This is a genomic window from Leifsonia sp. Y878 (assembly GCF_057669685.1).
On the sequence record NZ_JBYHFS010000003.1, the window covers coordinates 104,276 to 123,173 of the forward strand.

The window sequence follows — 18,898 nt, forward strand, 5'->3', positions numbered from 1 at the left end:
AACACACGAACCAGGGGGAGGTGAATCATGAAGATTGTCCGAGCCCGTCTGGGCCTCGACTCCCCGCGCGACGCTGGTCTCAGCCTGATCGAGATTCTCGTGGCCATGATGATTTTCTCAATGATCGCTGTTGGCGTGGCCTACGCGCTCACCACAACCCTCAGCATGACCCGTGACAACAAGTCTCGTGAAATCGCGTCAAACCTCGCCTCGGAAGAAATCGATGCAGTTCGAGCGATAGGCGATCCATTCAAGATTTTTGAGGTGACGCGCACAGTGACCGTGCCCTCAAGTGGTACGTACACAATATTTCGCACGTATGCGTGGGCATCACCGGCTGGTGCTGACGAGACCTGTGGCACGAGTGGTGGAGCCCTGCAATATAAGAGGGTAAGTGTGAAGGTGACGTGGACAAACATGCGGTCGACTACAGCTGCCGTAAAGACAGACACGCTTGTCACACCCAGCACTCGAATCAACGATCCGGACAAGGGCACGATTCTTGTTTCCGTGAAAAATGCCAGCGGTCTGGGGCTCCCAGGTGTAACGTTCACCGCCACGTCGGTGTCCGGCGCAGTAACTACGACCGCTACCGACGCCGACGGATGCAGCTTCATTTTGAGGGCGAACCCGGGAAACTACACGGTCACTTTGACGAACACCGGCTATGCGGGTTCTGATCAGAGAGCGAATCCCGATAAGTCAGCAGACGTTGCAGCCGGGAGCTCAGCGTTGTTTTCTTTCCAGTACGACAAGGCTTCAAAATTCACTGTCACGTATGCCTCAAACGCGACGGGGACGGCAAAGGTTCCGACGAACCTTGTGACCAGCTTCATCAATTCCTACGGTGTTTTCCCGCTTAGCCCCACGCTCACGGCACCGGCTTCCGGAGCGACAAAAGGCGTCGTGAATCTGCACCCCTACCCTGGTTACCAGGCGGTTGCTGGGGCCTACGTGGCGAAGACAGACACTGTCACGGGCTGCCCATCTGTTGACCCTGAAGCCTGGGAGCCCGATACCCGGGTGACGCCGGCTAAGGTTGGCGTACGCCAGACGATTGTCCCTGCATCCCCCGGAAACCCGGCGTCGATCGGGATTTCCATGGGACTTGTGAAACTGGCCGCAGCTTCCGGTGGTACGTTCCTCTATGCGACACAGGATTCTGCTGCCCCGGTTCCTGGGCAGCCGGGCTGTGCGACCGGTGTGACCTACACTTTCGGCTCGATACTTTCATCGTCTGCCGCAGTGCAAATCGCACTGCCCTATGGCTCCTGGAAGCTCTATTCAAGTTCTACTGCCACCGGGACAAAAACGCTTTTGGCCATTAGCCGTATCTCGTTGGCCAGCCCGGGCGTTGCTCCAATTGCAGGTGGACTCTTGGTTCTGGACCCACGAGGATGAGAACCCTGTCGAGCTCTGGAGTTCACGGCTATGGGAGCGATGGGCAACGAGAGGGGGATCGCGGCATCAGCCTTGTTGAGCTATTGGTCACGATGATGCTCCTTGGAATGATCCTTGCGATGGTGACTTCGCTATTCATGAGCGTTACCAAGTCTGTGAACCTCAGCCAATCTATCCATGAGAGTTCGAGTTCGGCGTCGAATGCTATGAACGAACTCACCCGCGTGATTCGAGTCGGCTCCGACAACGCGGTGTCAGGTCAGACCAATGGCGACCCAGCATTCCGCTACGCCGGACGAGAGTCTTTGATCGTCTACAGCAATGTCGATGTCGATGCGTACGTCAGCGTCGCAACGCTTCCTCCCAAGCCGACGATGGTCGAGTTTGCTCTCAACGGGAGCCGCCAACTCGTTGAGACGAGATGGGCACCGACCGCCTCGGGAAAATTCTGGGTGTTCGGGGATCCTGCCACCGCGCGGCCCACTTCCAGTCGTAATTTAGGCGGGACGGTTGTGGCGCCTGGATCGGGGACTGCTCTGTTCAGCTACTACTCAGCCGCGGGCGTCGAGATCGTTGCTCCGATTACGGGCAGCATCGATGCGGCCTCTCTTGGCGATATTGCGTCGGTGCTAGTAACCGTTCGCGTGCAGGGCTCGAACGGCTCAGCGGAGCCAGTTGTTCTCCAGAACGCTGTGATGATTCCAAACCTCTCGATAGTGAAGGTGGCAACTCCGTGAGCCAACAGTTCTCACAGCAGCGCTTGCGCGATGACGAGGAGGGAGTGGCGCTGGTCGCAGTCATCGGGCTGTCGATGGTCATGCTGATTCTTGTGGCATCCGCGCTCGCCTTTTCGACAAGCGGGATGGTCAAAGCGCGCAATGACCAGAATTGGAACGCTGCACTAGCGGCAGCGTACGCCGGCGTTGATGAGTACAGCAGTCGGCTGTCGAATGACAGCACCTATCAAAAGTATGGCAATCCGGCAGCGGCATTTACTGTTCAGACCGGCAGCGCATTGACCGTCACATTGCCTCCTAGCGGAAGCGAAAACGCGGCATTTGGTATCGATTCGTCGGGAACGTGGGCCGAGATTGAAGGCGCGGACAATCGCGCATCCTTCCGCTACGAGGTCGACAACTCCAGCTACTCTCGTTCGGGTGTCATCCGCGTTCGATCGACGGGACGGGTAGGCGATCAGACCCGAAGCGTCGTCGCAGATCTCAAACAGCAGGGATTTATCAACTTTCTGTACTTCACCGATTATGAGATCTCTGACCCGTTGCTCTCGGACACCTCCTGCGTGCCGAGCTACGCTTTCAGATCAGGCGGCGTGACAAAACACAATGCAAACTGCACGGAGATTTCGTTTAGTGCCAACGATGTTATCGATGGACCCGCGCACTCAAACGATGCAATGCGTGTGTGTGGGGCTACGTTCAACGGCGCTCTGACCACGTACAGCACTCTGAGCCCGAACTATGTAACGCCTAGTGGCTGCGCCGCGCTCAGCACAGCTCCCGGCTACAAGGCCAAGGTCGACATGCCTCCCACGAATCAGGAGATGGCAAGCGAGACGAGAGTCGACCTCGATTCAGTCACCCGCCCAGGATGTATGTATACAGGGCCAACATCGATCACGTTCATAGACGACGGACAGATGCGGGTTGTCTCGCCATGGACCAAAGTGACCCAACCCTCTCTTACCCCGGGCACTAGTAGCAAGAGTCCAGACGAGTGCGGCAAGATCAGCGAATTGAATTCAGTCGCTGGTGCGCTGGTAGCGGTGCCAGATCGAAACCTCATTTTTGTGCAGACTGTGCCGCCATCGCCAACTGACCCGAACTACTCGGCGACCATTCCTGGCGGATTCAGCTGCACCGGATCAGGCGCATCGGCAGGATGGGGTTATGGGAGCACCTCCTATCCGCGGGTAGGTGAACTCGTCCCGCTTACGTCTACCTCCGCATCCCCTGCATATCAGTGCAAACATGGAGACGCTTTCGTCAAGGGGGATCTAAAAGGCGCTGTGACCGTTGCGTCCGACAATTTCATCTATGTCACAGGCAGCGTGAAGTACGTCGACAAGAGCTCCGACCTTCTTGGCCTAGTGGGTCAGAATGCTGTATGGGTCGCAAATCCAATGGGTTGCACGGTAAACCCGTCTACCGGGGCCCGTACCAACTGTGTAGCGCTGGATGCCGCCGCCAACGTTGAGATTGATGCAGCTATCTTGTCCGTTCAACACACTTTTCAGGTTCAGAACAATACGGTGGGCGGCGTCCGTGGGGACCTCATCGTGTTGGGAGCGATCGCGCAGAAGTTTCGAGGCTCGGTAGGCACTGGGACGCCGGACGTTGTGTCGGGTTACAAGAAGAAATACTCGTACGATACTCGACTGTTGAATATTGCTCCACCCAAATTTCTTGCCCCGACGTCGACGACTTACGGTGTGACGCAATACGCCGATGTTGCCGCGGCATTCAATGCTGCTGGGTCGGTGCGGTAGTGATCGCCGTTGCTGAAACTGACCCAACGGCGATTCTCACGATCGTCGCCGGCGTACTCGGTCTTCTGGTCGGCTCCTTCCTCAACGTCGTCGTGTATCGGGTGCCAAACGGGCTCTCGATCGTGGCGCCTCCGAGCGCGTGCCCGCACTGCGGTAGCCAGATCAAGCCATACGACAACGTGCCGGTGGTGTCGTGGTTGGTATTGCGAGGCAAATGTCGGCGTTGCAGCGAACCGATTTCTGCGCGGTATCCGCTAGTTGAAATCGGTACGGGCGTCGTTTTTGCTGCGGTGATGTGGTGGGCTTCGACAAGATCCACCTACGGTGCCGGGATGGCAGCAGGATCAGCTGGTGCGGTCGCCGACATCCTCACCCTCATCGCGTTCCTCTACCTAGCCGCAATCAGCATTGCCCTCGCCCTCATCGACCTCGACGTGCACCGCTTGCCAAACGTGATCGTGCTGCCCAGCTACATCGTCGGCATCGTGCTGCTCGGCACCGCAAGCATCCTGACCGGCGACTACGAGGCGCTGATGCGCGGCGGGATCGGCCTCGTCATCTTGTGGGTCGCGTACCTAGTCATGGCGCTCGCCTACCCCGGCGGCATGGGCTTCGGCGACGTGAAGCTCGCCGGCGTGCTTGGCCTGTTTCTCGGCTATCTCGGCTGGGGCCCACTCGCCGTTGGTGCGTTCGCGGCCTTCCTGCTCGGCGGGCTTTTCGCCGTCGGCCTCATGCTCTCCAAACGCGCCACTCGCAAAAGCGGTATCCCCTTCGGGCCATGGATGCTCGCGGGCGCCTGGATAGGAATCTTCTTCGGCACCAGGATCTGGACCGACTACCTGTCGATCCTCGGTCTGTGACAACCCCCACATCTGCACAAACGCACCGCACGCAATACAAAAAACGCACCGCACGCAATACAGAGGAGTAACCCATGGCAACGAGTGTCGTAGGAATAGATATCGGCAACCTCGCGCTACGCGCTGTCGAAGTCGTCGACCCCGCCAAGCCGAAAGCGACGGTGGTGCGGTACTACGAGGTAGCTCTGCCCGAAGGCGCGGTGAGCCGTGGAGAGGTGATTGAACCCAATACTGTCGCGGGGGCGCTCAAGGAGCTGTGGTCGAAGGGTGGGTTCAAAAGTAAAGACGTCGTGCTCGGCGTTGGCAACCAGCGGGTGCTCGCCCGTGACCTGACGGTGCCGAAGATGTCATTGAAGCGCATTCGCGAGTCGTTGCCATTCGAAGTGCAATCGATGTTGCCTGTCCCTGTCGCCGACGCGCTGCTGGACTTCTACCCGATCTCTGAGGGCGTCGGTGAGCACGGCCCCACTGTAAACGGGCTGCTCATCGCGGCGGTGAAGGAAGCGGTACTTGGCAACGTCAAGGCCACTCAGCTCGCGGGTCTCACGACGGTCGACGTTGACCTGATTCCCTTCGCGCTCAGCCGCGTGCTTATTTCCCGCCCTCAGGTCGCTGGCATCGTGGCCCTCGTTGACATCGGGGCAAACACCACCAGTGTGGTGATCGCCAAGGACGGCGTGCCCCAGTTCGTGCGCATCATCCCGACTGGTGGCGAAGACCTGACGCAGGCACTTCGCAACGGACTTGATGTGGATGCCGCACAGGCAGAACACATCAAACGCTCCCTCGGTCTCGCCTCCCAGGTTGCCTCGCTTGAGGAAAAGCAGGCCATCGAGATCATCTATCAGGTGGCTAGTGAGCAGCTGACCAGCCTGCGGAACACCATCAACTACTTCATCAACACGCGCCCAGGCGACTCAGTGACCCAGATCGTCTTGAGTGGGGGCGGTGCAATGCTGCCGGGTCTTCCCGCTGCCTTGGCTGAAATGACCAGGTTGCATGTGGTCGCCGGCGACCCGTTCTCGACTGTTGCCGTTGCCAAATCAGTTGATGCCGAACACTTACGGCGAAACGCGCCAGCTCTCACTGTCGCGCTTGGGCTGGCATTGGGGAGCGCAGCATGAGCCGTCAAGCAAAAGCCGATGAGTTGGTCATCGGTGGAGAACCCCGCGTCGATCTGCTGCCACAAGAGGTGCGCAACGGGCGCAAAGCAAAGGTCGTACGTCGTCGCCTCGGGTTTGGCGTTGTCGGAGTGCTATTGCTCGTTGTTCTCGCCAGCGGCGGCACAGTATTGCTGTCGATCCAGGCACAGCTGCAATTGCTTGAGGCACAGACCCGAACGACCGACCTCCTCGCCGAACAGGGCCAGTACATTGAGGTGCGCAAGGTGCAGGAGCAGGTTGCAGTCGCGGAGGCCGGACAACAGGTCGGGGTTTCGACTGAGATCGACTGGAAGAAGTACCTCGAAGGCGTTCAGGCCATCCTCCCGGCCAGCGTGACGATCGACACGGTAAGTGTTGATTCAGCTTCACCCATGGCCCTTTACGCCCAGTCGACTGCGCCATTGCAGGGTGACCGCGTCGCCACGGTGAACTTCACCGCCAAGAGCGCGGTGCTGCCCGACGTGCCGACGTGGCTCACCGCGCTCAAGACCTTGCCCGGTTATGCGGATGCCCTGCCGGGATCGGTCAACCTGGATGCCGCGACCAATACCTACACGGTTGACATCACAATGCACGTCAACGATGCCGCGTTCGCTCAGCGCTTCGTGACCGAGGGGAACTAGTCATGGACAAGAACAGAATCTGGATCATTGGCTCGGTGCTGGTCATGGTCGTGGTGCTCGTGCTCGGCTGGATAGTCGGCATCCAGCCGCAGCTCACCGCGATTGCACAGGCCAACGAACAGCGCGCCAGTGTTGAGGAGACGAACGCGTTGCAGGAAGCCGCGCTGGTCAAGCTCAAAGAAGATTTCAAGGGCATCGACAAACTGAACGCCGAACTGGCGTCCCTCTCCGAATCTGTGCCCGCAGGAACCGAAGCACCCGCCTTCGTCAGCCAGCTTGACGCGCTTGCCAGTGCGCACGGCGTGACGCTCAAGGGCATGACGATGGCAGACCCGCTGGCGTACACGCCGGTCGTGCCCCCTGCAGCCGCTGTGCCGGTGGCCGCCGACTCTTCGGAGTCCACCGAAACATCCACCGAGTCGAGCACTGAGCAAGTGCCCGAGGCTGCGCCGGTCGACACTGCAGGCGTCCCTCCGGTCACGAACGCGCTCATCACCCCCGACAACTTCGCCTCGATGGCAGTGACGGTCAGCGTGTCAGGCAGCTACGCAAACGTGCTGAACTTCGTCAACGGTCTGCAGGTGGGCACACGGCTCTTCCTGGTCACGGGCTTGACGACCGCGGCAACGCCTGACGCGCCCGACCAGGTTGATGCAACCGTTACCGGCCTCATCTACTCACTGGTCTCCGCAACCCCCGCAACCGAGGTGGGAGCCGGATAGCCCGCAGACTTGGCTAGGCGTTTCCTCCGCGGGGTGCCGCGACGCGCTCAACCCGGATTGCTAAGGTTGCTCCTGAACGGTACGGCCACCCGGTCAACAAGGAGTACAGCATGAGCGAAAACACGCCGCACGACGACAGAATCACCCCGTCAACGGATGCCGAGGATCGGGCTCCCGAGACGGCAGAGAGTGTCAACGCCGCTGAGGTCAATGGCTCGGATGTCGACCGCACGCCGGTTGGCCACACCGAGGTTGACGACACGCAGGTCGACTACACGGAGGTTGATTACACCGTTGGAGCCGATGCGGATGTCGACCCCGACCCCGACGCCAGGCCGGTCAAGGTCGTTCGCACCGAAGAGGTAGCTGAGGCTGCCCCGACCGCGTCATACCCGGTGCCCGCGCCAACCGCCGACGACACCATCACCCGCGACACCTACGCGCCAGTCGGCAGCGCTGCCACGCTCACCGACGAGCAGGGAACCGCAGCCGCAGCGACGGTCGCAACCGCGACGCCGACCACGCAGTACCCGTCGTACACCGCGCCAGCCGCCGCAGCCAGCCCGATTTACGTGCAGGCACCCACCCCGCCGCACACCAAGGGAAACCGGGCCGGCGGCATCCTGATCGCTTTGATAGCCACCGTGGCATACACCGTGATCTACGCGATCGCCGTCTTTATCATCGCGGGCCTCACCAGCCCCACCGTCGAAGCCGCCACGGAGACGTTCGCCGCGTTCGTCGTTCGCCCGGTGTTCTACATCCCGATCATCTTCTTCTTCCTCGCCTTCGCAGCTCTCATCGCAATCGTGAACCGCGGCGGCTGGTGGGCATACGTGCTCTTCAGCTTCCTCGTTGCGGTCGTGGTGTACTTCTCGTACATCGGGGGAGCGCTGCTCACCGTGAGCGCCTGGAACCTCACCCCCACCGAAGCCGCGCAGTTCGTCAACACCCAGTGGCTGAACCCAGGGGCAATCGCCGCGGCCGTCATCGCCCGTGAGGTGCCGGTGTGGTTCGGCGCGTGGATCGCGAACCGCGGCCGCAAGGTCACCGAGCGCAACCTTGAGGCACGTCGCGAATACGACCGTCAGATCGCTGAGGGTCCGCAGCTCACGCGCACCGCCTAGCCACACCATGCGCGATTACCAGCGATACGCGATCATCGTGGCCATCTTCGCCACCATGCTCTACGTCGCTGTGGTCGTCGCGGCGTTTGGCATGATCAGTCTCTTCACGAACACCGACGTCATCACCGAAGCGGATGCCGGTCCCCTCGTCGGCCCGTTCATGGTGGGCGCCGCCACCGTTGTCGTGCTCCTGTTCATGGTGGTTATCGGCATCCGCACGTCTCCGGAGCGGCAGCGCGTGGCCGTCGTGGCAGCGCTCATCTCCGGTGTCGTCGCATTCGTCGCGTTCGTGGCAACCGGCGGGATCCTCTACGGGGTGGGCCTGGGGGAGGCCGTCGAGATCGTGCTGTTCGCCGGCGCCAGGCTCGGCAGTGTCTTCACCTGGGCAGTCGGCATCCTCGCGTTCGTCGTGACGCTGCTGTACTCAATCGTGCTCGCCTCCCACGTGGGAGAGAACGGTCGTCCCCTCTGGCCGTGGGAGCGCCGCGGGGAGTAGGCCGCGAGGAGGCCGCGAGTAGGCCAGAGTGTGGCGGTGGAAGAGAGCCACGGCAGGCATCCGCGCGGTCCCACCTGATTTACGGGTGAGAGCACTAACGTTGGGTGTCATGGACGGGTCCATCCACTCACGCGTCAGCCATGAGGTTGACAACTGGTTGCGTTGGCTTCCGCGCTGGCGCCCCGGCACGCATCGCAGTCGCACGCGGCCGTGCCCCCAATGCGTCGGGTCGCCCATCATGGCGGCGGCCGGCCTCACAACGGATGTCCCCCACGCGGTTCAGCACGCACTCACCATGCGCATGAAGCTGGTGATCGACGCAGACGTCGACGAATACACCGACAAGAACCTCCCGCTGCTCAGCCGTGAGATGCGGATGACGGAGAATCGCAAAGCCGCGGAGTCGTACCGGCCGGCTGAGGGCCTTGAGCCCGAATTCAAGGGCCTTGAGCTCGACCCGCCGGCAGCCCCAGACGCCCCGTACCTCTTCACCCTTGGTGAACTCGCGCGATCCGCTGAAGAAACTGGCGTGGCGCCAACGCCACCACCGCCGTTCAGCGCGGAGGAAAAAGCCGCCATGAGAGTGGAGCTGAAGCTCGCCGACGACCACGCAAATCTGGTGGGAAAACAGATCTGCACCGAGCTGGTGTCACATCGTGATCGCATCCACGCGGGAGTCGCTGCATACGTTGAACCACAGGTGCAGGCGCTGCTCGCCGATCTGGAGCGCAGCCTTGATTCTCCGGTGTGGCCGCCGGGGTCGTGAGGTTGCTGTGAGGCCACTGCACAGGCCCGGTTTCAGTTGACTGGGGTACCGCCGGCAGGTTAGTATTTTCCGGTGTGCGCTTTGTCGTGCGCTTGAATTCTGCCCTCTGGTGTTTTGCATCGGAAAGGCCTCAAGCATTCGTGACGCACTCATGCAGGGTTTGCTCTCCGAGCAGCCCCCACGGCATACCCAACAACACATACAGAATCCGTTTTGTAATGGTTCGCGGGTCCAGATGAACTCGAACGGCCTGGCAACAGGCGCAGATCGAATGCTAACCATCAACACGCTGTCACCGTGCAGCAATAACAAGGAGTAATTAGTGCCAACCATTCAGCAGTTGGTTCGGAAGGGCCGCAGCCCCAAGGTCACAAAGACCAAGGCTCCCGCCCTGAAGTCCAACCCGCAGCAGCGCGGCGTATGCACCCGTGTGTACACCACCACGCCGAAGAAGCCGAACTCGGCTCTCCGCAAGGTCGCCCGCGTCAAGCTGTCGAACGGTACAGAGGTCACCGCCTACATTCCCGGTGAGGGCCACAACCTGCAGGAGCACTCGATGGTGCTCGTACGCGGCGGTCGTGTAAAGGACCTCCCGGGTGTTCGCTACAAGATCGTTCGTGGCGCACTGGACACCCAGGCTGTCAAGAACCGCAAGCAGGCTCGCAGCCGCTACGGCGCGAAGATGGAGAAGAAGTAATGCCCCGTAAAGGACCAGCTCCCAAGCGTCCCGTAGTTGCTGACCCGGTATACGGCGCCCCCATCGTTAGCCAGCTTGTCAACAAGATTCTTCTTGATGGCAAGAAGGGCCTCGCTGAGCGCATTGTTTACGATGCACTCGAAGGCGTCACCGCCAAGAACGGCGCCGATGCAGTTGTCACGCTGAAGAAGGCACTCGACAACGTTCGTCCGACCCTCGAGGTGCGTTCGCGCCGCGTCGGTGGATCCACCTACCAGGTTCCGGTTGAAGTCAAGCCGCACCGCGCCAACACGCTGGCACTTCGCTGGTTGACCAGCTACGCCAAGGCGCGTCGCGAGAAGACCATGACCGAGCGCCTCACCAACGAGATTCTTGACGCATCCAACGGCCTCGGTGCCGCAGTGAAGCGTCGCGAAGACACGCACAAGATGGCCGAGTCGAACAAGGCCTTCGCTCACTACCGCTGGTAGCGAGCCGGAGCGTGATCGGCGGATGCTCAGCTTCCGCCGATCGCGCTCCTTTAGCCTGTTCGACCACACCACAATCAAAACTTCCGGAGGACACCTGTGGCACTTGACGTGCTCACGGACCTGAGTAAGGTCCGCAACATTGGCATCATGGCTCACATTGATGCTGGCAAGACCACCACGACTGAGCGCATCCTGTTCTACACGGGTGTAAACCACAAGATCGGTGAGACGCACGACGGCGCCTCGACGATGGACTGGATGGCGCAGGAGCAGGAACGTGGTATCACCATCACGTCCGCTGCGACGACCTGTTTCTGGGACAACAACCAGATCAACATCATCGACACCCCCGGTCACGTTGACTTCACGGTCGAGGTGGAGCGTTCGCTCCGCGTTCTCGATGGTGCTGTTGCCGTGTTCGACGGCAAGGAGGGCGTTGAGCCCCAGTCCGAGACCGTGTGGCGTCAGGCTGACAAGTACGACGTACCGCGCATTTGCTTCGTCAACAAGATGGACAAGCTCGGTGCTGACTTCTACTTCACCGTAGACACCATCATCAACCGCCTCGGCGCCAAGCCGCTGGTCATCCAGCTGCCGATCGGTGCAGAGTCGAACTTCGAGGGTGTTGTCGACCTCGTCGAGATGCGCGCACTCACCTGGCGCGGAGACTCCAAGGGTGACGTCGAGATGGGCGCGAAGTACGCCATCGAAGAGATCCCTGCCGACCTCGTTGAGAAGGCTGCGGAATACCGCACCAAGCTCCTCGAAGCCGTTGCAGAGACCGACGACGCACTCATGGAGAAGTACTTCGGTGGCGAAGAGCTGACCGTTGCTGAGATCAAGGGCGCGATCCGCAAGCTCACCGTAGCCAGCGAGATCTACCCGGTTCTCTGTGGTTCAGCGTTCAAGAACCGCGGCGTTCAGCCGATGCTCGATGCTGTTGTCGACTACCTCCCGACGCCGCTTGACGTTCCCGCCATTGAGGCGCTGGACGCTCGCGACGAAGAGAAGGTCGTCACGCTGCACCCGAACGCAGACGAGCCGTTCGCGGCCCTCGCGTTCAAGGTTGCCGTGCACCCGTTCTTCGGTCGCCTCACCTACGTTCGCGTTTACTCCGGTCGCCTCGACAGTGGTGCCCAGATCATCAACTCGACCAAGGGCAAGAAGGAGCGCATCGGAAAGATCTTCCAGATGCACGCCAACAAGGAGAACCCGGTTGACTTCGTCACCGCTGGCCACATCTACGCGGTCATCGGTCTGAAGGACACCACCACGGGTGACACCCTGTGCGACCCGAACCACCAGGTCGTTCTTGAGTCGATGACGTTCCCTGAGCCCGTCATCGAGGTCGCTATCGAGCCGAAGACCAAGCAGGACCAGGAAAAGCTGGGCCTTGCTATTCAGAAGCTTGCTGAAGAAGACCCCACCTTCCGTACCGAGCAGAACCAGGAAACTGGCCAGACGGTTATCAAGGGAATGGGTGAACTTCACCTCGACATCCTCGTCGACCGCATGAAGCGTGAGTTCAACGTCGAAGCAAACGTGGGCAAGCCCCAGGTTGCGTACCGCGAGACGATCAAGAAGGCCGTCGAGCGTCACGACTTCACTCACAAGAAGCAGACCGGTGGTTCAGGTCAGTTCGCAAAGATTCAGATTGCCATCGAGCCGATGGAAATCACTGTGGACAAGACCTACGAGTTTGTCAACAAGGTCACTGGTGGCCGTATCCCGCGGGAGTACATCCCCTCGGTTGATGCGGGTATCCAGGATGCCCTGCAGGTCGGTGTACTTGCGGGCTACCCAATGGTCGGCGTTCGGGCGAGCTTGCTCGACGGCGCCGCACACGACGTCGACTCCTCGGAGATGGCGTTCAAGATTGCTGGATCGATGGGCTTCAAGGAAGCCGCTCGTAAGGCAAACCCGGTTCTGCTCGAGCCGTTGATGGCTGTTGAGGTTCGTACGCCCATGGAGTACATGGGTGACGTAATCGGCGACCTCAACTCGCGTCGTGGTCAGATCCAGGACATGGAGGACGCAAGCGGTGTGAAGGTTATTCGCGCCCATGTTCCCCTCTCGGAAATGTTCGGATACATCGGTGACCTGCGGTCGAAGACCTCTGGTCGCGCCGTGTACTCGATGACTTTCCAGAGCTACGCTGAGGTCCCGAAGGCAGTCGCCGACGAGATCATTCAGAAGAACAAGGGCGAATAGCCCCTGGGCATTCGTGCCCAAATCGCTTAGGCCACCTGGCCCGAGTAACATGAATACACATATCCAGCTGATGCACCGCACGCAAATTTTTGCAGGCGGTGGATCACTCGAGTCCTGAGGAGGACCCACAGTGGCCAAGGCCAAGTTCGAGCGGACAAAGCCGCACGTAAACATCGGAACAATCGGTCACGTTGACCACGGAAAGACCACGCTGACGGCAGCGATCTCGAAGGTCCTGGCTGACACGTACCCGTCCGCTACCAACGTGCAGCGCGACTTCGCGTCGATTGACTCCGCTCCCGAAGAGCGCCAGCGCGGTATTACCATCAACATCTCCCACGTTGAGTACGAGACGCCTAAGCGTCACTACGCTCACGTTGATGCTCCTGGTCACGCTGACTACATCAAGAACATGATCACCGGTGCTGCACAGATGGACGGCGCAATCCTCGTGGTTGCCGCTACTGACGGCCCGATGGCTCAGACCCGTGAGCACGTTCTGCTCGCGAAGCAGGTCGGCGTTCCGTCGCTGCTCGTTGCACTGAACAAGTCCGACATGGTTGACGACGAAGAGATCCTTGAGCTCGTTGAGCTCGAGGTTCGCGAACTCCTCTCCAGCCAGGGCTTCGATGGCGACAACGCTCCTGTTGTCCAGGTCTCCGGTCTCAAGGCTCTTGAGGGCGACGAGAAGTGGACCAAGAGCATCCTCGACCTCATGGAGGCCGTTGACTCGTTCATCCCCGACCCGATCCGCGACAAGGACAAGCCGTTCTTGATGCCGATCGAGGACGTCTTCACGATCACCGGTCGTGGAACCGTCGTTACGGGCCGCGCCGAGCGTGGAACCCTTGCTATCAACTCTGAGGTCGAAATCGTTGGCATCCGCCCGACGCAGAAGACCACGGTTACGGGTATCGAGATGTTCCACAAGCAGCTCGACGAGGCTTGGGCCGGCGAGAACTGTGGTCTGCTGCTTCGCGGTATCAAGCGCGAAGACGTAGAGCGCGGCCAGGTTGTCGTCAAGCCGGGTTCGGTTACGCCGCACACCGACTTCGAGGGCACCGCGTACATCCTGTCAAAGGAAGAGGGCGGTCGTCACAACCCGTTCTACGCGAACTACCGTCCGCAGTTCTACTTCCGCACCACCGACGTCACCGGCGTCATCACGCTGCCCGAGGGCACCGAGATGGTCATGCCTGGCGACACCACCGACATGACTGTCGCGCTGATTCAGCCGATCGCCATGGAAGAGGGCCTCGGCTACGCTATTCGTGAAGGTGGCCGCACCGTCGGCGCTGGAACGGTAACGAAGATCATCAAGTAGTTTCCACTACTTGCGTTTCACGCAACGGGGTCGGGCCTTCGGGTCCGGCCCCGTTGTTTGTTTAACCGCCCGTTTCGCGGGTTGAGCAGGCCAGCCACCAAGGCGGGCGCGGCGCCCTGACCCGCCTAGTGCGAGAGCGGCATCCCGTTCACGCTCTTCGTCAGCTCGATGCTGTCCTTCACGCTCCGGGCAATCGTGCAGCTGCGCTCAATCGAATTCCGGATGACGGTGAGCAGCTTCTCCACGTCGGCTGGCTCTAGCCCGTCCAGGTTCAGCAGCATTTCCTCATCGATCGCGAAGTAGCGTTCCTCCTTCGGATCCGACTGGCCGTGTGCCCAGATGGTGGCCTCGTAGTCGTCGCCGAGGCGCCGGGCGATCGAGTGGTCAGAGCTCATGCCGGCGCAACCGGCCAGGGCGAGCTTTAACAGTTCGCCTGGCGTGAAGTGGCCGGCGGCATCTGCTGGGCCGATCAACACGGTGTCGCCGCGTTCGTTGCTGCCGGAATAGGTGCGCGAACCGGTGCGGCGAACAGAGACGCTTCCGCGTGCGACGCGAGTGCTCTGGGGGAGAGAAGAATCAGTCATACCTTTATCCTGCCGTGAGCCGACGATTGCGCAGGGCGGGGAGCCGTCATATCGTGGAAAAAACGACTGCATGTGAGCAGCCAGAAATGGAGAAGATCGTGGGACTGGACGACGTCACCAAGAAGGCACAGGACTTGCTCAAAGACAACAAGTTCAAGGAGGCGCTCAAGGGCGAGAAAGCCGAAGACGTGAGCGACAAGCTGCTCAACGCTGTCGCAGACGCGGCAAACAAGGTCACAGGAGGCAAGTTCAACGAGCAAATCAACACGGCCAAGGACAAGGCAGACAAAGCCGTCGGGAATGAGTAGTCCGCAGCTCAGATAAGGCAAAGGCGGGGTCGCACTCGTGTGTGACCCCGCTTGGGCGTGGGGGGACAGGGCGAGAGGATTCCGCATGGCTGAGTCGCCGGTGAAGGCCGCGCTCGACCCGCTCTACCTGCCGGGGCTCGTTGTTCTGACGCTTTCGACCGGCATCGTCGACGCCGTGAGCTATCTCGCCCTCGACCGGGTCTTCACGGGGAACATGACCGGCAACGTGCTGTTCATCGGCTTCGGCGTCGCGGGGGACACCGATGTGCCCCTGTTGAACAACACCCTCGCCCTGGTGGCCTTCGTGATCGGCGCCGTGACCAGCGGACGCATAGTCAAGGGGCGAACCCACGCCAGCCGGTTCCCCACCGCCAACCTGGTGGTGTTGGTCTGTTCAGCCATGGTCGTGCTTGCCATCGGCGCGTGGTGGCGAATCCTGGGGGAGCTGCCGCAGCAGACGCTCCTGGTCACGACCGGGCTGTTGGCGCTCAGCATGGGAATGCAGGCCGTCAGCATCCGCGCGGCTGGCGTCAACGATGTCAACACGGTTGTGGTGACGAGCACACTCGTGAACCTGGCTATGCAGAGCCACCTGGCTGGTGGAAAGGGCGATCGGTGGCCTCGACGGCTGGGCGCTGTGCTCGCCATGGGCTGCGGCGGGGCGCTGGGAGCGTTCCTCATCCTGTGGACGAGCGGCGCTGTCGCCCTCATCTGTGCTGCCGTGGTGATGGGGATAGGAACAACGCTGCTGGCCATGGCACGACAGCGCGAGATCGTGGAGCTGCACACAGGCGGTTCGGATAGTTCCTGACACCAGGGCCATCGGCTCCGACGGGGCGCTGCGCGGGCTGAACGCAGCTGCGCGGGTGTTGCAACCACAGCGAAGCTGCGTCTGACCCGCGTAGCTCAGCGTGGCGTCACGCTGCCGACCCGTGCGTCCCCGTCGCTGTCCTCCACAGGAGCGCAGACGTTGGCTTCTCCACCGATGTCGCCTCTGGCACGACGGTTTTTCGGCGGTCACCCAGGATTCGCTCATGCCCACTCATTCTGACTCGCTCATCTTCGCCTCGGACATCAGGGATTCTTTCGGCGCTGACCTGCGCCTGCGGGACCAGGTGAAGCGGCACGAACTAGTCCGCATCAATCGCGGTCAGTACTTTCCAGCGGCAGACTGGCAGGCGCTTGGAGACGATCAGAAATACGAGGTCAGGGTCCTGGCAGCGGCTCTCTCACGATCAGGGCCGCCGCCGCTCAGCCACTATTCAAGCGCAGTGCTGTGGGGGCTCCCACTCATCGGACATTGGCCGGAAGATGTGCATTTCGTGACCGAGCGACGTTCGGGCGGGCGGTCCTCACGGGGCACCAGGGTTCATGGCATTGGCTTCGACGCACAGGATGTCACGCTTCACAAGGGCGTACTAGTCACGTCAGTGGCACGCACAACTGTCGATCTGGCTGCGATTTTGGAGATCAAGGCGGCGGTAGGTGTTATCGACAGCGCTCTGGCCGTGGACAAGTTCGGGCGCAGACCTCCTCTCACGACGAAACCTGAACTCCTCGCGACGTGGCAACGGATGCTGCCGTTCAATGGCTCAGCGCGAGCTTTGGCCTTCATCACATTCGGCACGCACTTGTCTGGATCGACGGGAGAGTCGGGCAGCAGAGTGAATATGGCGCTGAGCGGGTTTCCGGAGCCTGTGCTGCAGCAGGAGTTCGTCGTCGACGGCTGCACCTACGACACCGACTTCTTCTGGCCGGACTTCAGCGCGGTCGGCGAATGCGATGGCGACTCGAAGTACTCCGATCCGGCACTCCTGGCCGGGAGAACGCCGTTCGACATCGTGAAAGCGGAGAAGGTCAGGGAAGACCGGATTCGGCGACAGGTGTTGAGCTTTGGGCGCTGGGACTCACGTATCGCGATGAGTCGACCGCGCTTACGGGCGCGCCTACTCGAGCTGGGGCTCCCTACTGGGCGCGCCACGCTCCCACTGAGCCTGGCTTCCAGCTGACCCCATTCCGCCGGCGCTGCGCGGGTTGAACGCAGCTACGCGGGAGCTGCAGCACCCGCGCAGCTGCGTTCGTGTAGCGGGGCGTACGACAACCGTTCGAATGGCTCCTGCGACCACGTCATCAGATCGGAATAGGCCCGAGCCCACGACGAATTGGACTCAGAATGGCATCCAGAATTGGCAGCAGATTCGATGCTCGGATAGTGGCGATCGGGAGCCTTCTGTGCATCGTGCAGAGGCGGCAAGTTCCGCAGAATGACGGGGAACTCACGACACGCCCAACGCGACACGCCCGGGTTGCATTAACCCCCTGTCCTATGGCAGAATCGTCTAGTTCAACATTTCCGTTCGTGCGCTGCGCGCAGCGACGGGATCACTGCCAGTCAGTGCATAGCCGCTTCTTCTGAAGTTTGGGCTAGGCCGCGGGGAGAAGAACATAGCTTAAACCAACTGCACGGAAGAAGTGGGTAAAACCATGTCTTCCCCCGGGATTCGTTCCGGGAGCGGGCGTTGGCCGGCTGTTGGGAGCAATCTCATCGGCCGAAATTGACAGAAGAATAGTGGTGCGACAGCAGTAGTACTACGACGGCGTCCAATGCAGTCCCCGACACATTCGGGGAAGGTAAGAAGCCTTGACAAGAAAGAGAGTTCGACATGGCGGGACAAAAGATCCGCATTCGACTTAAGTCATATGACCACGAGGTCATTGACACCTCGGCGCGCAAGATCGTCGACACTGTAACCCGCGCGGGTGCAACTGTCGTCGGCCCGGTGCCGCTTCCCACTGAGAAGAACGTGGTGTGTGTCATCCGTTCGCCTCACAAGTACAAGGACAGCCGGGAGCACTTTGAGATGCGCACCCACAAGAGGCTGATCGACATCATCGACCCGACGCCCAAGGCTGTCGACTCGCTTATGCGACTCGACCTGCCGGCAGACGTCAACATCGAGATCAAGCTCTAAGGGAACCCATGTCTTACTCCGATACCAAGACCACAAAGGGTCTGCTCGGCAAGAAGCTCGGCATGACCCAGGTTTGGGACGAGAACAACAAGCTCGTTCCCGTAACTGTCATCGAGATCACGCCGAACGTCGTGACCCAGATTCGCACCACTGAAAAAGACGGCTACGCCGGCGTTCAGATTGCGGCTGGGGCCATCGACCCGCGCAAGGTCAACAAGCCGGCTTCAGGCCACTTCGACAAGGCAGGCGTTACGCCTCGCCGCCACCTCACCGAACTCCGCACTGCGGATGCCGCTGACTACTCCCTGGGCCAGGAACTCACCGTTGACGGTGTGTTCGAAGCCGGTACCAAGGTTGATGTCATGGGCACCAGCAAGGGCAAGGGTTTCGCCGGTGTCATGAAGCGTCACAACTTCAAGGGTGTCTCCGCCTCACACGGTTCACACCGTAACCACCGTAAGCCCGGTTCAATCGGTGCTTCCTCGACCCCGAGCCGTGTCTTCAAGGGCATGCGCATGGCCGGTCGTATGGGTGGAGAGCGCGTGACCGTGCTGAACCTCAAGGTTCACGCAGTCGACGCCGAGAAGGGCCTGCTGCTGGTCAAGGGTGCCGTTCCCGGTGCCAAGGGCCGCCTCGTATTCGTCCGCAACGCAGTGAAGGGAGCGTAG

The 18,898-nt window shown here is 60.8% G+C and carries 20 protein-coding genes; 19 read left to right on the plus strand and 1 reads right to left on the minus strand.

The window, feature by feature from the left end; translation table 11 throughout:
* Positions 1–27 precede the first annotated feature (27 nt).
* From AC25Y4_RS11525 to tuf, 14 genes are all read left to right on the plus strand, one after another.
* Positions 28–1,401, plus strand: a complete 1,374-nt coding sequence (locus AC25Y4_RS11525; protein ID WP_488120566.1) for a prepilin-type N-terminal cleavage/methylation domain-containing protein — start codon at positions 28–30, stop codon at positions 1,399–1,401.
* The gene (locus tag AC25Y4_RS11530; protein ID WP_488120567.1) at positions 1,398–2,138 is read left to right on the plus strand and encodes a PilW family protein; all 741 of its coding nucleotides are present in this window, start codon (positions 1,398–1,400) and stop codon (positions 2,136–2,138) included. Before AC25Y4_RS11525 ends, AC25Y4_RS11530 begins: the two co-directional genes overlap by 4 nt.
* Positions 2,135–3,907 (plus strand): hypothetical protein, encoded by a 1,773-nt coding sequence (locus AC25Y4_RS11535; protein WP_488120568.1) that lies wholly within the window; start codon positions 2,135–2,137, stop codon positions 3,905–3,907. The genes AC25Y4_RS11530 and AC25Y4_RS11535 overlap by 4 nt, the downstream gene beginning before the upstream one ends.
* Positions 3,907–4,767: a prepilin peptidase gene (locus AC25Y4_RS11540; RefSeq protein ID WP_488120569.1), complete on the plus strand. Its 861-nt coding sequence runs from the start codon at positions 3,907–3,909 to the stop codon at positions 4,765–4,767. The genes AC25Y4_RS11535 and AC25Y4_RS11540 overlap by 1 nt, the downstream gene beginning before the upstream one ends.
* Positions 4,768–4,841: 74 nt before the next feature.
* Positions 4,842–5,891: a type IV pilus assembly protein PilM gene (pilM, locus tag AC25Y4_RS11545; protein WP_488120570.1), complete on the plus strand. Its 1,050-nt coding sequence runs from the start codon at positions 4,842–4,844 to the stop codon at positions 5,889–5,891.
* Positions 5,888–6,553: a hypothetical protein gene (locus tag AC25Y4_RS11550; RefSeq protein WP_488120571.1), complete on the plus strand. Its 666-nt coding sequence runs from the start codon at positions 5,888–5,890 to the stop codon at positions 6,551–6,553. Before pilM ends, AC25Y4_RS11550 begins: the two co-directional genes overlap by 4 nt.
* A 2-nt stretch (positions 6,554–6,555) precedes the next feature.
* A complete protein-coding gene (locus AC25Y4_RS11555; RefSeq protein ID WP_488120572.1) occupies positions 6,556–7,275 on the plus strand; it encodes a hypothetical protein in 720 nt (239 codons plus the stop codon).
* A 110-nt stretch (positions 7,276–7,385) separates the two neighbouring features.
* Positions 7,386–8,402, plus strand: a complete 1,017-nt coding sequence (locus tag AC25Y4_RS11560) for a hypothetical protein (protein ID WP_488120573.1) — start codon at positions 7,386–7,388, stop codon at positions 8,400–8,402.
* A gap of 7 nt (positions 8,403–8,409) precedes the next feature.
* Positions 8,410–8,898 carry a DUF6121 family protein gene (locus AC25Y4_RS11565; protein ID WP_488120574.1) on the plus strand — a complete coding sequence of 163 codons (489 nt, stop codon included), beginning with the start codon at positions 8,410–8,412 and terminating at the stop codon, positions 8,896–8,898.
* 109 nt (positions 8,899–9,007) lie between these two features.
* Complete coding sequence (locus tag AC25Y4_RS11570; RefSeq protein WP_488120575.1) at positions 9,008–9,664, plus strand: spermidine/putrescine ABC transporter substrate-binding protein; 657 nt, start codon at positions 9,008–9,010, stop codon at positions 9,662–9,664.
* 322 nt (positions 9,665–9,986) lie between these two features.
* Entirely contained in the window at positions 9,987–10,361 is a 375-nt protein-coding gene (rpsL, locus tag AC25Y4_RS11575; protein ID WP_055811472.1) for a 30S ribosomal protein S12, read from the plus strand.
* Positions 10,361–10,831, plus strand: a complete 471-nt coding sequence (gene rpsG, locus AC25Y4_RS11580) for a 30S ribosomal protein S7 (RefSeq protein ID WP_488120576.1) — start codon at positions 10,361–10,363, stop codon at positions 10,829–10,831. Before rpsL ends, rpsG begins: the two co-directional genes overlap by 1 nt.
* Positions 10,832–10,927: 96 nt before the next feature.
* Positions 10,928–13,042, plus strand: a complete 2,115-nt coding sequence (fusA, locus tag AC25Y4_RS11585) for an elongation factor G (protein WP_488120577.1) — start codon at positions 10,928–10,930, stop codon at positions 13,040–13,042.
* A gap of 130 nt (positions 13,043–13,172) precedes the next feature.
* Positions 13,173–14,366, plus strand: a complete 1,194-nt coding sequence (gene tuf, locus AC25Y4_RS11590) for an elongation factor Tu (RefSeq protein WP_488120578.1) — start codon at positions 13,173–13,175, stop codon at positions 14,364–14,366.
* Between the two features lie 125 nt (positions 14,367–14,491).
* On the opposite strand, the gene AC25Y4_RS11595 is transcribed toward tuf, so the two are convergent.
* Positions 14,492–14,950, minus strand: coding sequence for an OsmC family protein (locus tag AC25Y4_RS11595; RefSeq protein WP_488120579.1), 459 nt, complete (start codon positions 14,948–14,950; stop codon positions 14,492–14,494).
* Positions 14,951–15,036: 86 nt separating this feature from the next.
* On the opposite strand from AC25Y4_RS11595, the gene AC25Y4_RS11600 reads away from it, so the two are divergent.
* The 5 genes from AC25Y4_RS11600 to rplC all read left to right on the plus strand — a co-directional run bounded on the left by AC25Y4_RS11600 (position 15,037) and on the right by rplC (position 18,898).
* Entirely contained in the window at positions 15,037–15,258 is a 222-nt protein-coding gene (locus AC25Y4_RS11600) for an Rv0909 family putative TA system antitoxin (RefSeq protein WP_488120580.1), read from the plus strand.
* A gap of 85 nt (positions 15,259–15,343) precedes the next feature.
* On the plus strand, positions 15,344–16,069 hold the full coding sequence (locus AC25Y4_RS11605) for a YoaK family protein (RefSeq protein ID WP_488120581.1): 726 nt from the start codon (positions 15,344–15,346) through the stop codon (positions 16,067–16,069).
* A 223-nt stretch (positions 16,070–16,292) separates the two neighbouring features.
* Positions 16,293–17,267 (plus strand): hypothetical protein, encoded by a 975-nt coding sequence (locus tag AC25Y4_RS11610; protein ID WP_488120582.1) that lies wholly within the window; start codon positions 16,293–16,295, stop codon positions 17,265–17,267.
* Positions 17,268–17,921: 654 nt separating this feature from the next.
* Positions 17,922–18,230 (plus strand): 30S ribosomal protein S10, encoded by a 309-nt coding sequence (gene rpsJ / locus AC25Y4_RS11615; RefSeq protein WP_005050520.1) that lies wholly within the window; start codon positions 17,922–17,924, stop codon positions 18,228–18,230.
* An 8-nt stretch (positions 18,231–18,238) separates the two neighbouring features.
* A complete protein-coding gene (gene rplC, locus AC25Y4_RS11620) occupies positions 18,239–18,898 on the plus strand; it encodes a 50S ribosomal protein L3 (protein WP_488120583.1) in 660 nt (219 codons plus the stop codon).